Here is a 13,696-nt window from a genome sequence, read left to right as displayed (position 1 = left end):
TTATGTTAAAAAAATTAACTTCCTTTGTCGCATGGGCCTTGTTTCTGTGCGTGTTATTTATTATCTGTCTGCTGATCTCATTTATTCTCGGGCGGGAAATTATTTATGCGGCTATGATGTTCTTTGTTGTGCTGCTGACAATTTTAATTGCCCGTTTTATTTGGGGGTTTTCTTCAGGTGTCACACAGGCAAAATATATTTCAGCCCTGAAAGCGAAATTTAAGCTGACCCGGCTGGAATATGTATTATCTGAGCACTGGAAAACGGGTGCGTTGGTGATTAAACGCATCAGAAGACGTAAACAGCCTATTCCCTGGTTTGTTCTGACTGGCGGACGAAGCGGCAAAACAACCCTGATGGCAGGCGCCGGATTGCCTCTGTTTTCTAATGAACCTGAAAGTTCGCTGGTGGTGCCGACGCGTACCCTGCGCTGGTGGTTTTTCCGGTCAGCAGGTTTCCTGGATCTTTCCAGTCATTTTCTGAGTAAGACACCTGCCTTTGAACGTGGCTGGTTGCGCCTGGTGAAATGGTGTGGTCGTGTGCCTGCTCCGGCAGGGATCGTGGTGTGCGTTTCGGTCACCGAACTGCTCGAAAAAGATGAAGCTGCTCTGCATCTGCATGCGCGTCATATCCGCACACAAATCGAACCGCTGGTCAATAAAGTCAAACGCCGTCTGCCTGTGTACCTGTTTATTACCTGCTGTGACCGTGTTGCCGGGTTCAGTCACTGGGCTAACAAACTTTCGCCAGCTCAGCGTCAGCAGCCCCTGGGGTATTACTGGCGCCATTCGCCGGTCGTTGATGGTAAGGATCCGGCGCTGCTGGATCCTCTCTTTACCTGCGTGAAAGACGGACTGGATAAAGTACGGGTCAGCCAGCTTTCTGGTGGGGAACCTGACGGCGAGACGCTGTCGCTGATGGATTTTCCGGAACAGTTGCCTCAGTTACAACCCGCGTTGCAACGCTATCTGGCAGCCTTGTGCGAACCGGATGCGTACTTCCAGCCTGCGGAGTTAGGTGGGATATGGTTCACCGCTACGGAGCCGGTCAGTAAAAACAGTGCCACGCGACAGGCTGTCTTTGTCCATGATCTGATGACGCGGCTTTTACCGACATTCAGCCGTCAGCGTGAAGTCGTGCCCGTCGGGTTTGGCCGGCATTTTCTGCAGCAATGGGGAACGCTGACTTTCAGCACACTGGCGATCATCTATGTGCTGGTGAGTGGCTATTATGCCCACAGCCTGACTGATGTATTACCCGCCAAAACTGATGTAACGGCACAGGTTGAGCTACTGGAAAACATCGAAGGCTGGAGCAAGACACCTGTGCGATATCTGCCTTTTTTACCGGTGCTAAACCAGCGTCATGCGCAGCTTGAGGCCAGTATTATGGCGGCAACGCCACGCGATAACGTTAATATTCGCCAAATTGCTGACCAGTATCAGCAGCAATTTGAGCAAGCCGATGCGTCGCAAAAACGAGACATGATCCTGACGCTGGCACGCGCCTTGATCACCAAACAAGCCATGTGGGAAAAGCAGCCGTTAAGTGAACTGATGAAGCAGGAGCCTGTTCCCGCTGAACTCAGCCTGACCGGGGCAACGCTTACCCTGCCACCATTGCAATATGTGGTGCTGCAGCGGGCCTTGTTGCAACAGCCCGGTGGCGAAGAGCAACTTACCGTGTTGCGTGAATTGCTGGGCCGTCTGGTGAACAGTGATCCGCAAACTGCGTGGTTAGTGGCACCGTCTGAAGAGCTGACGCCGGTGAACCTGACCGATTTCCTGCCTGCTTCAGCCGATAAAACTTACCTCAGCGGCCTGTGGACGTTGCAGGGTACCGCTGAGATTCAGCACTGGCTGGATTATATTCGCCTTGCGGGCGGCAATACCCCGATGCCGGAACTGGCCGCCTTTGAGCAGCGCTGGCCGGTATTACGGCAGACACAATGGATGCAGATGATGCTTGCCGTTAACCAGCAACCAGCCCCCGTGCTGTCTGATGAGCAATGGCAAGCCACGCTAATCGCCCTTGATCAGGGGCATAGTCCGTCGATGAAGTTTGCCGCGTATGCGAATGAGCAACTGGAAGATATCAGCGTAGGGCAAGCGCAGTTCTGGCTGCGCGAGCTGCGCCGTCTGCATCAGTTACAAACTATGCCGTTAACCGGCACGCTGATGCCACGCTTCAGCCGACTGCAGAAATCAATGCAACAGAAAATAGCGGCACTGTTGAAGCTCGACAGTAAAACGCCGACCCCTGCAATTTCAGAACTCAACGTGAAGAACTGGAATGCCTGGCAGACCGGGCTGCACGGGGTAGTCGCAGATATCTTTGCCACGCCGAAAAACAGTGACCGGCTGACCCGCGGGTTGTTCCAGACCGGCGAGAAGGGCGACAGTAATCCTCTGCAACTGCTCGAAAGCCGCTTTAACGTGTTGCGTAAAAGCCTCTCGGCGGAACGTCCTGATTTCGCCACTGACGCGGTGTGGGCTCTGTATCAAAACGATTACCGCTGGCTGGTGGCGCATGCCATGCAACGTTCCGGCTGCTGGCTGCAACAGCAATGGCAGAGCCGCGTGCTGTGGCCGATGGAAAACAACGCCATTCGTCTTGAGTATCAGGATCAGCAGGATCTGGCCTGGCAGTATCTGTCTGACTTTATTCGCGGACCGGCGAAAAGCGTGCTGGTGGTTGATGACAGCGGGCCGAAAGCAGGGCAATTCGGCGGGCAAACACCGGGGCTGACACCGGAGTTCCTGCGGATGGTCAATCACGTGCTGCGCCCGGATGACGTACTGGCGATGCCGGAGCGTGAGAATACCCGCAGCGACGATGCACTGGCCGCTCTGAAAGAAGAACAAACTCAGCTCGAAGCAAAAATGGCAGCACTGGAAACCAAAACGCTGGAACTGACACTGAAAAGTCAGCCTGCCACCATTCCCGGCGGCGCGCGCCTGATGCCGACCGGCACACGGCTGACGCTGTTTTGTGATGAACAGCAGTGGAAACTTAACAGCATGAATTTCAGCGAACAGGCGCCATTCCGCTGGCGGGCAGGGCACTGTAGCCGCACAACTCTGGTGATCAACTTCCCGGGCTTTGACCTGACTTATGAATATTTCGGCGATTCCGCCTGGCCGGATTTCCTGGAGGATTTTGCCAATGGTCAGCACAGCTTTAAAGCTGATGACTTCCCGGATGACGCTGCGCAGCTGGAATCTGTGGGAATTAAAGAGGTTATGGTGCGCTATCAGGCTGGCGCGCAAAACCGGATCCAGGAAACCTGGCAGCAGTGGCAGGAGTTGCATCAGGCACTGAATGACAATGCGGATGCGCAACAGGATATCCGCGGCAAAAAAGCGGAAAAACAACGACCAACGGCGCTGAACAGCGGGTTCTCGCAGTTACCGGTTCAAATCACCGATTGTCACTGAGTGTTGCTTAAGACCCGGTTGAGAAAAATAAACAGGATGACTTATGAGTAACTATCTGAAGAAAATTGTAGAAAAAATGAACACTGGGTCACGTGAATGCCTCGACTCGGCGATTAGTCTGGCGGTCAGCCGGACACACCATGAAGTGGAAATCGAGCACTTGCTGCTGGCGGTGGTGACTCATCAGCCAGCCATGATTGAGCAACTTTGTCTGAATGCAGGGCTGCGAGGCGATGCGCTGGTCGATGCACTGAAAACCAGCCTGAATCAGCAGCGTAGCGGCAATACACGGAGTCCGGTGTTATCAGAATTACTGGTCGAGCATCTTGAGAAATCCTGGCTTCATGCCAGCACCTGCTGGCAACAATTACAGCTTCCGGTTCAGGCGTTACTCGGCAGTCTGATTGCTAATGATAAGGGCCTTCAGTCACATCTTGGTACCTCGCTACAGCAGGCATTAGTGTGCCAGTCTGAACGCGCCGACCAGTTACTGCGCGACGCGTGTGTGCACAGCGCCGGTGTCAGTGCAGCCGCGCCGGTGGATCATCTCGCGGATTCTGCGGTAATGAAGTTCACCCGTAACCTGACCGAACAGGCGCGCAAGGCGACACTTGATCCGGCACTCGGACGCGAACAGGAAATTCGTCAGCTGATTGATGTGCTGCTGCGTCGCCGTCAGAACAATCCGGTACTGACTGGTGAACCGGGCGTGGGGAAAACGGCGCTGGTTGAAGGACTGGCTCAGCGTATTGCGCAAGGCAGCGTGCCGGAAGCGTTGAAGAAGATGGAAATTTTATCGCTGGATATGGGGCTGTTGCAGGCCGGTGCCAGCGTCAAAGGCGAATTTGAAAATCGTCTGCAAACGCTGTTACGTGAAATCAAAGAATACCCGTCTCCGGTCATCCTGTTTATCGATGAGGCTCACACGTTGATTGGTGCAGGTGGTCAGGCAGGGCAAAATGATGCCGCTAACCTGCTTAAACCTGCTCTCGCACGCGGAGAAATGCGCGTGGTGGCGGCCACTACCTGGGCGGAGTACAAAAAGTATTTTGAAAAAGATGCCGCACTGGCACGCCGTTTTCAGGTCATTAAAGTAGCGGAACCTGATGAGGAAACCGCCATAGCCATGCTGCGATCCTTGAAACCGGCGCTGAGCCAGCATCACGGCGTGCAGATCCTCGAAAGTGCGCTGGTGGCCGCAGTTCGCCTGTCCAGTCGCTATATATCAGGCCGTCAGCTGCCGGACAAATCGATCAGCCTGCTGGATACCGCCTGCGCACGCGTCGCTATCTCGCAATGCCATGAGCCGAAAGAGATTGAAGATCTCAACGCACTCCTGAGCAATATTCAAACTGAGCGCGAAAGTCTGCTAACGGAGGGGGAGGGGGCAACCCGCCTGAAATGGTTAGACAAACGTGAAAGTGAGATCACGCTGAGCCTGGAGAAACTGCTGCCTGTCTGGCGGCAACAGCAAGATTTGGTCGCGCAGATCACAGATTCTGACGATGTGACACACATTGCGGCATTGCGCGCCCGGCTGGCTGAGATGCATAAAGATCATGCTTTGGTTTATGACTGCGTCGATGCGGTCTGTGTGGCGGACGTGATCGCCGGGTGGACAGGTATTCCGCTGGGCAGAATGGTGGAAAAGGAACAGCAACAGCTTTGCGATCTGGTCGCTCGTCTGGAAAGCCGGGTGATCGGGCAATCCCATGCATTAGCCTCAATTGCACAGCAAATCCGCATTGGTCGCGCCAATCTTGCTGATCCGGTTAAGCCAACCGGCGTCTTTATGCTGGCCGGGCCTTCTGGCGTCGGTAAAACAGAAACGGCGCTGGCATTATCAGAACTGCTTTTCGGCGGTGAACAAAGTCTGATTACCATCAATATGTCTGAATATCAGGAAGCACATTCGGTTTCAGGACTGAAAGGATCGCCGCCTGGGTATGTCGGCTATGGTCAGGGTGGTGTGCTGACGGAGGCGGTGCGACGTCGCCCTTACAGCGTGGTGCTTCTTGATGAAGTGGAGAAAGCGCATCCTGATGTTATGGAAATGTTCTACCAGGTGTTCGACAAAGGTGTGATGGAAGACGCCGAAGGTCAGCTGATTAATTTCCGAAATACGCTGATTATTCTGACCAGTAACCTGGCAAGCGATCTGGTGATGACTGCCTTTGCGGCCGGAAGCACTGATCATAACGCGCTGACCCGGTTACTGCGCCCGGAATTCGACAAATTCTTCCGTCCTGCGCTGATGGGACGTTTGCAACTCATCCCGTATCTGCCGGTTGTGGGTGAAACGCTGGCAAAAATCATCCGTCTTAAACTTGATAAAGTGTGCAAACGCTTTAGCGCCGCGGGTGAAGGTAATTCTGTGCTGACTTACAGCGAAAAAGTGCTGGAGTTCATGGCCAGCCGATGTCAGGTGGAACAAAGCGGGGCACGTGAAATTGATGCCGTGCTGAACCGGGAATTGCTGCCGTTGCTTACCGACCGCTTGCTGGCGGTTGAAAGCAAAGCAGATATTCGTCTGCAAATTGGTGTCAGTAAAGATCAGCTCACACTGACTAAACAGCCAGCCGCGAAACGTTCTGCGGCGAAACAACTCGCCTGAACGACAGGGAAAGAGTGACCATGAAAAACCGGGTGAATCTTCGGGCGTTAAAAATCAACGGGCATGATCCGCGCCTTAGCAAGTCGTTTTTGCTGCTGAGCAGCGAGCTCAGTCCGCTGAGCGGTACCATCCCTGCGAGGCTGGACTGGAATGCGCTGGAGGAAAAGTGTTTTCAGCTGTTTCATGAATATGGTTATGACCTGCAAAGTGGCATGTGGTTTTGCCTGATCAATTTGCGGCTCAAAAGCTGGAAAGGGCTGGCGCTGGCACTGGATCTGCTGTCCACCGCATTTACGCACAACAGCCAGCGTTGCTGGCCACCGCTGGCAGCGGTTCAGCAACGTCAGCAACTGATGGACTGGTTCAATGCAAACGTGGCAACGCATATCTATACGCTGGAATATGGCCCGGAAAACAGCGGCGAAATGCGTCTGGTGGAAAAAAGCATCGGCGTGCTTTGCGGACAGTCTAAAAACCTGCACTCACGAAGCCATGATTCTCTGAAGAACCTGCATTATTTTCTCCAGGTTCGCTGCCGGTCGGTGCCTTATCCGTCGCAGATAAAACCGGTGAAAGCCTTGCAGCCTGTACCGGAGCCTGCGCCTGAAACCATCAGCGAGAAAAAAGCGGCGGTGATCGAAATGCTGCCTGATGCAGAACCTGCAGAAATTCGCCTGGAACCTGCGCAACGTCCGCTGTTGTGGGCGCTGGGCGGGATGGCGGCGGGTATCGCGATATGTGCCATTGCGGCCAGTATCTGGTTTTCTGCGCAGTCGCTGAGTTTCGGAGAAAAACTCAGTGCTCCGTTACTGGCACTGCAACACAGTGAACGTCAGATGGATGAGGTATGGCGTAAGGCGCAGGAACCAGAATTGCGGGCGCAAAAAACGGCGGTGTTAACGCATGCTGTGCCCTTGCTGGACTGGCTGAGTGAACAACCTTCCGATGTGCTTTTGCGCCAAGGAAAAATATTATCGGATCACCTGGAAGAAGCGTATCCCGATAACGAATTAAGTGCCCGCTGGCATCGTACCTTGCAGGAAAAAGCTGGGGATATTCCGGCGCTGGACGGTATTGTACTTGCGAATAAACATCTTGATGAACTTGATGCCCGTCTGCTGAATGCCGAAAAGAAACATAGCCAATATATGACTGTTTCGGAGTTGAAAACGGCAGTATATGAGATACGTCAGGATCTGCAGCGAAATGGGACCAGTGCTGAAACATTATTGTGGATGATTCAGCAGGATAGAAAAAACAACAGAGAAGTGAATCCGGTTCTGTTAAAAAAAATCACACAAAGAATCGATGCGCTGAATGCGTACAGTTCGATAGTGAGTGATTATTAAAAGGAGATATAAATAGTGCATCCGGCTGAAGAAAGATTAAAAACACTTTTGCCATTTATTATTATAACGGCAAGGCAGCAGATTGATATTGCTCTTAAGGCTCTTGGAAGGAGTAAGTTGAAAGATGAGACAAGGAAAATTCTAAAGGAACTATTGAATGAAGATAGTTCTGCCACGGTTAAAAAACTTACCCATTCTTTAAATAAAATTAGAAGAAGGATGGCAAATTTAACACCGGAGCATTTTGATCTTGCTGAAGAACTCTATGAAGCGGGTGGAGATACTATCGGATACGTTAAAGCTAGCGATGCAAAAGATTTTAAGAAAGGGATCAATAAAAAATATATTGCGATGTCTTATTTAAGTACCGGCCGCATGCATGTTGATGATATTGCAGCGACTGTTATCCACGAGTTAAGCCATCTCATCTTGAATACTGAGGATTACGCATATTCTATCTGTATGGGTAAGCATGCATCGGGTTTGTTCACTCCCTGGTCTGTTAAAGAACTGCACAGCTATGCCAGAGGAAAAATAGCAACCCTATGAATAATGCTGAAACATTATCAAGAGTCGTACTTTTGATAAATTTTCAGAAAGTGAATCTCCCATGCATAAAAAAGCATATGCTTTGTATTGGGAGTCAGGGGGCAATAAAATCCTGGCATTTCATCGTATGAATCCAGCTCAAAACCCAAGGATATCCAGTCCGGAGTTAGCAAGAAAATCTAACAAGTTACGCCTCGTTGGCGGACATATGATTATTTGATTTATCATATGGTACAATAATAATGAAAAAATGGATGTTATATTTCTGGCTTCCAATTCCATTGAAAGCATGAGCATACAATAGAGTGGTTTTGTATTATTCCTGACGCTTTGAAAAATAACTTACCCTATTTAGATGCAGCGAAACTGGATGCACCAGAATGGCGTGATGCTTAGGCAGATTTCGCTTAAAAAGCAGTGCTGTGCCGACTGCCCCCTTGCACTGGCAACTTAGTGGTTCATGAGGAACGTCTATACTCTCTTCAGAGGGTAACAACGTTACCCCGGAGATTGTGAAGCCACTCATGAAGCATACTAAAAATAAATCATCGCTGCTGACTGTGACCGTGGCGTGTATCGGGGTCGTCTATGGCGATATCGGTACCAGCCCGTTGTATACCCTGCGTGAATGCCTGACCGGACAAGAGGGCATCGCCGTGACCCAAAGTGCATTATTCGGCTTTCTGTCGCTTATTTTCTGGCTCCTGATGCTGGTGGTGTCGGTGAAGTACATTAGTTTCGTGATGCGTGCCGACAACGACGGTGAGGGCGGTATTCTGACGCTGATGTCGCTGGCGATCCGCAACCTTAATCCGCGGTGGATCCCGGTGATTATGTTTATCGGGCTGGTCGGCGGCAGCTTCTTCTATGGCGACGGTGTGATAACACCCGCCATTTCGGTACTTTCGGCAATTGAAGGGCTGGAGATTATTGAGCCGTCGCTGGACCGTTTTATCATTCCGTTTTCGATTGCCGTGCTGACCCTGTTGTTCTTCATTCAGAAAAATGGCACCGGAAGCGTGGGCAAAATCTTTGCGCCGGTGATGGTGCTGTGGTTTGTGACCATCGGTGTGCTGGGGATTGGCGGCATTATGCGTAATCCCGATGTATTACAGGCGCTGAATCCTTACTGGGCGCTGCATTTCTTTGTGGAATTCAAAACCGTCTCGTTCTTTGCGCTCGGCATGGTGGTGCTGTCGGTGACCGGTGGCGAAGCGTTATATGCCGACATGGGCCATTTCGGTAAAAAACCGATCCGCATTGCCTGGTTTGTGCTGGTCGGCCCTTCACTGGTGATGAATTACTTCGGACAGGGCGCGCTGCTGCTCAGCAAACCCGACGCTATTGCGAATCCGTTTTTCCTCCTCGCTCCTGGCTGGGCGCTGATCCCGCTGTTGATACTGGCTACGCTGGCAACGGTGATTGCCTCGCAGGCGGTGATTTCCGGCGTGTTCTCCCTGACGCGTCAGGCCGTGCGTATGGGTTATCTGCCGCCGATGCGGATCATCTATACCTCTGATGAAGAATCCGGTCAGATTTACATCCCGGTCGTCAACTGGCTGCTGTATTTCGCGGTACTGATTGCCATCGTCAGCTTTAAACATTCCAGCAATCTGGCGTCGGCGTACGGGATAGTGGTCACTGGTACGATGGTGATCACCTCGGTATTGATTGGCATTGTTATGGTCAAAAACTGGGGATGGAAAACCTGGGCTGGCGGCCTGATGATGGCAGCGATGCTGATCATTGATATACCGTTATTTGCCGCCAACCTGACCAAATTGTTCTCCGGGGGCTGGCTGCCGGTGGCCATCGGGGTGACCATACTGTTGATTATGCTGACCTGGAAAACCGAGCGTTCGCGCCTGCTGCGCCGTCTGAGACAGGATCCGGAAGCGCTTGAGGCGCTTATCACCTCACTGGAAAGAGCGCCGCCGAAACGTGTGCCGGGCACGGCAGTGGTGATGTCGCGCGGGCAATATGAAGTGCCGCTGGTGCTGCTGCACAATCTCAAGCACAACAAAATTTTGCACGAGCGGGTGGTGCTGCTGACGGTGGTGACGGAAGACGTACCTTATGTTCACAACGTGAAAAGGGTGACGATTGAACAGCTTTCACCGGCATTCTGGCGGGTTATTGCCAGCTATGGCTGGCGGGAAACACCGAATGTGACGGACATTCTCTATCGCTGCGGGCTGGAAGGGCTGAAATGCACGATGAACGAGACGTCATTCTTTATGTCGCGGGATACTTTTACGCTGGGAGAACCCCGTCCCTGGTACCTGAAAGCACGTGGCAAACTGTTCCAGGTCTTGCAGCGCAATTCTCTGCGAGCGCCTGAGCATTATCATATTCCCCCGAACAGGGTCATTGAGCTGGGAGCGGTGGTGAAATTCTGAGGACTTTCCCGCCGGATCGTGAGAACCGGCGGGAAAGCAGATTAGGCCTGCGGCGCGGAAGTCAGGTCGGTGACTTCAGGCGTGGTCTTATCCTGCGTTGCCTGTGAGGTTTGCGACGAAGTGGTGGGTGTGAGCTCAGTCACCGCTGGCGTCTGCGTGGCTGGTGCGGCAGTTTGTGTCTGCTGAGTCGCCACCGGAGTGGCAGGCGCGGTGGTTTGCACTGGCTGAGCCGCTGCTGGCGCCGGAGTTGTGGAATTTGTCGATGTGGCAGCGGTTGCAGAAGTCTGCTGAGTCGTTGCTGGTGTAACTGTTTGCGTCGTCTGCGTCGTTGCTGCGGCCGGTGCAGCTGAGGTCTGCGATTGTTCGGCGGCTGCCGGATCCTCAATATCTTTAGGCAGCGACGGAACTGGTACGGCCGGAATCGATTCAGACTTCGGTTTCGGCACAGGCGTTGATGCGCGAACCAGGAACGTCGGTTTGAGATTCGCCACAGAATAGGTCACGTGACTGACCGCATCGCGTGATGTTGCCACTTCGACCGGCGCGATGGTGACGCGACCAATCAGTGAACGCGCATAGCCGCCGACTTTGTGTTTCCCTTCAGGAAGCTGAACTTCCATGCTCTCGCCCGTTCCCAGAGCGCCCGCGTCTTTATCATCAATGGTCACATACAGTTTGGTGCCATCGTCGGTTTTTGTCGGAACGTGCGCCACGGTCAGGCGCGTTGAGCCAAAATCGAAAGCCGGTGCCTGGTCGGCGGTTTTCGTTTTTGCGCATCCTGTGAGTGCGATAACGGCTGCTACGGCAGCAAGGGTGAAGCGATAACTCATAGTGCGACGTCTTCCTTTAAGGGATTTTTGTGATCTGTGTATCAATATACCTGATCCCACGAGAGAGATGAACGTTCTTACAGGGAACTCGGAGGAGTCTGCGATTCACTTCTCCACGTTTTCGTTATGTCAGTCCGCAGCAACTTTCAGTTGAAGCACTTCGTCAACTTGTGTATTTTTATGCAAATTAACTGCATAAAATAACAATCACACAGGAGTGACCATGCTTAAGTCATTAATTTTCACCGGGTGCCTGCTTTCTTCATTAATCACATCTGCTTATGCCGCTCAGACCACTTACGTCGTCGGTTCCGGCGGCACATACCGTCCGTTCGAATATGAAAACAGCCAGAAACAGCTGGAAGGTTTTGATATCGACATCATCAAAGCGATCGCCAAAGCTGAAGATTTTGACATCAAACTGGTTAATACGCCGTGGGAAGGAATTTTTGCGACACTGAATTCCGGTGATCGTGACATCATTATTTCTGGCATCACCATTACCGATAAACGTAAAGCGATGGTGGCTTTCTCTGCCCCGTATTTCCCGGCAGAACAGTCCATCGTGGTGCCTGAAGACTCTAAAGTGGATTCCGTGGCCGCCCTGAAAGGTCAGAAAGTGGGTGTGGTGAACTCCAGCACCGGCGACATCGTGGTGTCCAATGAACTGGGTAAAAACAGCACCGACATCAAACGTTTTGATAACACTCCGCTGATGTTGCAGGAGCTGGCGGAAGACGGCATCGGTGCGGCAGTCGGCGACGTGGGCGTGGTGAAGTACTACATCAAATCCCATCCTGAGAAAGCGCTGAAACTGGTACCGGATGCTAAATTCGAACGTCAGTATTTCGGTATTGCGGTTGCCAAAGACAACACTGAGTTGCTGGGTAAAATCAACGCCGGTCTGAAGAAGATCGTGGCCGATGGCACCTATGCCAAAATCTACGAAACCTGGTTCGACAAGAATGTTCCAACACTCCCGGCCGAGTAAATTTACCCTAAATATTTCGAAAGAAGTTTAAACAAGGATTGGTATGACCGGATTTCGCTGGGAGATAATCTCAGAATACGCGCCGCTGTTTGTGCAGGGCGCGCTGATGACCATCAAATGCACCATTATTTGTGTGATTTTGGGTACCACCTGGGGGCTGCTGCTGGGGCTAGGACGGATGGCACGCGCCGACGATGGCCCGTGGAAACACGTTTTGCGTTTTGCCGTGCAATGGCCGGTGCGCATTTACGTCAGTGCCTTTCGTGGTACGCCGCTGTTCGTGCAGATCATGGTGGTTCACTTCGCCTTAGTGCCGCTGTTTATTAATCCACGTGACGGCATTTTAGTGGCGAACGGCCTGATGTCTTCAGATTTCGCCCGAGCGCTGCGCTCTGATTACGGTGCCTTTTTATCCTGCGTGGTGGCGATTACCCTCAACGCCGGGGCGTATGTCTCTGAGATTTTCCGTGCGGGTATTCAGTCTATCGACAACGGGCAGATGGAAGCTTCCCGCGCGCTGGGCATGGGCTGGGGTAAAACGATGCGCAAGGTTATCCTGCCGCAGGCGTTTCGCCGTATTCTGCCGCCGCTGGGCAACAACGCTATCGCGATTGTGAAAGATTCCTCGCTGGCCTCGGCGATTGGCCTGGCCGATCTGGCGTATGCTGCGCGTACCGTTTCCGGCGCCTATGCCACCTACTGGGAACCCTACCTGACCATTTCACTGGTTTACTGGGTTCTGACTTTCCTGCTCTCGCTGCTCGTTCAACACATGGAAAAGAGGTTTGGCAAAAGTGATTCACGTTAAGGATTTACAGAAGCAGTTTGGCGAAACCCACGTGTTGCGCGGCATTTCCTGCGACATCGCAGAGAAAGAAGTGGTGTGCATCATCGGGCCTTCCGGTTCCGGTAAAAGCACCTTTTTGCGCTGTCTGAATGCGCTGGAAAAGCCCAACGGTGGTGAAGTGGTGGTCAACGGTTTTGCGGTGCATGATCCGAAAACCAATCTGAATACGCTGCGTTCCGGCGTTGGTATGGTATTCCAGCGCTTTAATCTGTTCCCGCACATGACCGTGCTGGAAAACCTGATTATGGCGCCAATGTCGCTGAAAGGTTTATCCAAAGCCGAAGCTGTAACGCGTGCCGAAAAGTTGCTGCAAAAAGTCGGACTGATCGACAAAATCGACGCCTGGCCTTCCAGTTTGTCCGGTGGGCAGCAACAGCGCGTGGCGATTGCCCGTGCGCTGGCGATGGAACCTTCGATCATTCTTTTCGATGAACCGACGTCGGCGCTGGACCCGGAGCTGGTCGGTGAAGTTCTGGCCGTCATGAAACAGCTGGCGCTCGAAGGCATGACGATGGTCATTGTGACGCACGAAATGGGCTTTGCCCGTGAAGTCGCCGACCGTGTAGTGTTTATCGATCAGGGTGTGATTCAGGAGCAGGGGCCACCGGCGCAACTGTTTAGTGCACCGGAAAATCCCCGAACCCGCGAATTTTTGAGTAAAGTATTATGATCCAACGGGC

General features: G+C 52.5%; 9 protein-coding genes. 8 read left to right on the top strand and 1 reads right to left on the bottom strand.

All coding sequences use genetic code 11. The features are described from left to right. Nucleotides 1–2: 2 nt before the first annotated feature. The 5 genes from J1778_RS14885 (at nucleotide 3) to kup (ending at nucleotide 10,348) form a co-directional block, all read left to right on the top strand. Nucleotides 3–3,437 (top strand): type VI secretion protein IcmF/TssM N-terminal domain-containing protein, encoded by a 3,435-nt coding sequence (locus J1778_RS14885; RefSeq protein WP_217173828.1) that lies wholly within the window; start codon nucleotides 3–5, stop codon nucleotides 3,435–3,437. Nucleotides 3,438–3,480: 43 nt separating this feature from the next. Continuing rightward, a complete protein-coding gene (tssH, locus tag J1778_RS14880; protein WP_217173827.1) occupies nucleotides 3,481–6,051 on the top strand; it encodes a type VI secretion system ATPase TssH in 2,571 nt (856 codons plus the stop codon). A gap of 20 nt (nucleotides 6,052–6,071) precedes the next feature. Continuing rightward, nucleotides 6,072–7,400, top strand: a complete 1,329-nt coding sequence (locus J1778_RS14875) for a VasL domain-containing protein (RefSeq protein ID WP_217173826.1) — start codon at nucleotides 6,072–6,074, stop codon at nucleotides 7,398–7,400. Nucleotides 7,401–7,415: 15 nt separating this feature from the next. Further along, complete coding sequence (locus J1778_RS14870) at nucleotides 7,416–7,949, top strand: M35 family metalloendopeptidase (RefSeq protein WP_217173825.1); 534 nt, start codon at nucleotides 7,416–7,418, stop codon at nucleotides 7,947–7,949. 524 nt (nucleotides 7,950–8,473) lie between these two features. Next, nucleotides 8,474–10,348: a low affinity potassium transporter Kup gene (gene kup, locus J1778_RS14865; RefSeq protein WP_217173824.1), complete on the top strand. Its 1,875-nt coding sequence runs from the start codon at nucleotides 8,474–8,476 to the stop codon at nucleotides 10,346–10,348. A 41-nt stretch (nucleotides 10,349–10,389) separates the two neighbouring features. Here kup and J1778_RS14860 read toward each other — a convergent pair whose 3' ends face one another. Further along, nucleotides 10,390–11,178, bottom strand: coding sequence for a hypothetical protein (locus J1778_RS14860; RefSeq protein ID WP_217173823.1), 789 nt, complete (start codon nucleotides 11,176–11,178; stop codon nucleotides 10,390–10,392). A gap of 223 nt (nucleotides 11,179–11,401) precedes the next feature. Between J1778_RS14860 and J1778_RS14855 the strand changes: the two genes are divergently transcribed. Genes J1778_RS14855 through J1778_RS14845 form a run of 3 tightly spaced genes read left to right on the top strand, consistent with a single transcriptional unit; the run spans nucleotide 11,402 to nucleotide 13,686 of the window. Continuing rightward, complete coding sequence (locus J1778_RS14855; RefSeq protein WP_120508750.1) at nucleotides 11,402–12,169, top strand: basic amino acid ABC transporter substrate-binding protein; 768 nt, start codon at nucleotides 11,402–11,404, stop codon at nucleotides 12,167–12,169. A gap of 43 nt (nucleotides 12,170–12,212) precedes the next feature. After that, nucleotides 12,213–12,977 (top strand): amino acid ABC transporter permease, encoded by a 765-nt coding sequence (locus J1778_RS14850; RefSeq protein ID WP_217150398.1) that lies wholly within the window; start codon nucleotides 12,213–12,215, stop codon nucleotides 12,975–12,977. Next, nucleotides 12,964–13,686 (top strand): amino acid ABC transporter ATP-binding protein, encoded by a 723-nt coding sequence (locus tag J1778_RS14845; RefSeq protein WP_217173968.1) that lies wholly within the window; start codon nucleotides 12,964–12,966, stop codon nucleotides 13,684–13,686. Before J1778_RS14850 ends, J1778_RS14845 begins: the two co-directional genes overlap by 14 nt. The last annotated feature ends 10 nt before the right edge of the window (nucleotides 13,687–13,696 follow it).

It is taken from the genome of Rahnella bonaserana (genome assembly GCF_019049675.1).
Lineage (GTDB): Bacteria > Pseudomonadota > Gammaproteobacteria > Enterobacterales > Enterobacteriaceae > Rahnella > Rahnella bonaserana.
Note: the sequence above shows the minus strand (reverse complement) of the source record. Positions and strands in the feature narration are given on the sequence as shown.

Coding starts and splice junctions, on each gene's coding strand:
- J1778_RS14885 (WP_217173828.1), top strand. CDS start 3: ATGTTAAAAAAATTAACTTCCTTTGTCGCATGGGCCTTGTTTCTGTGC.
- tssH (WP_217173827.1), top strand. CDS start 3,481: ATGAGTAACTATCTGAAGAAAATTGTAGAAAAAATGAACACTGGGTCA.
- J1778_RS14875 (WP_217173826.1), top strand. CDS start 6,072: ATGAAAAACCGGGTGAATCTTCGGGCGTTAAAAATCAACGGGCATGAT.
- kup (WP_217173824.1), top strand. CDS start 8,474: ATGAAGCATACTAAAAATAAATCATCGCTGCTGACTGTGACCGTGGCG.
- J1778_RS14860 (WP_217173823.1), bottom strand. CDS start 11,178: ATGAGTTATCGCTTCACCCTTGCTGCCGTAGCAGCCGTTATCGCACTC.
- J1778_RS14855 (WP_120508750.1), top strand. CDS start 11,402: ATGCTTAAGTCATTAATTTTCACCGGGTGCCTGCTTTCTTCATTAATC.
- J1778_RS14850 (WP_217150398.1), top strand. CDS start 12,213: ATGACCGGATTTCGCTGGGAGATAATCTCAGAATACGCGCCGCTGTTT.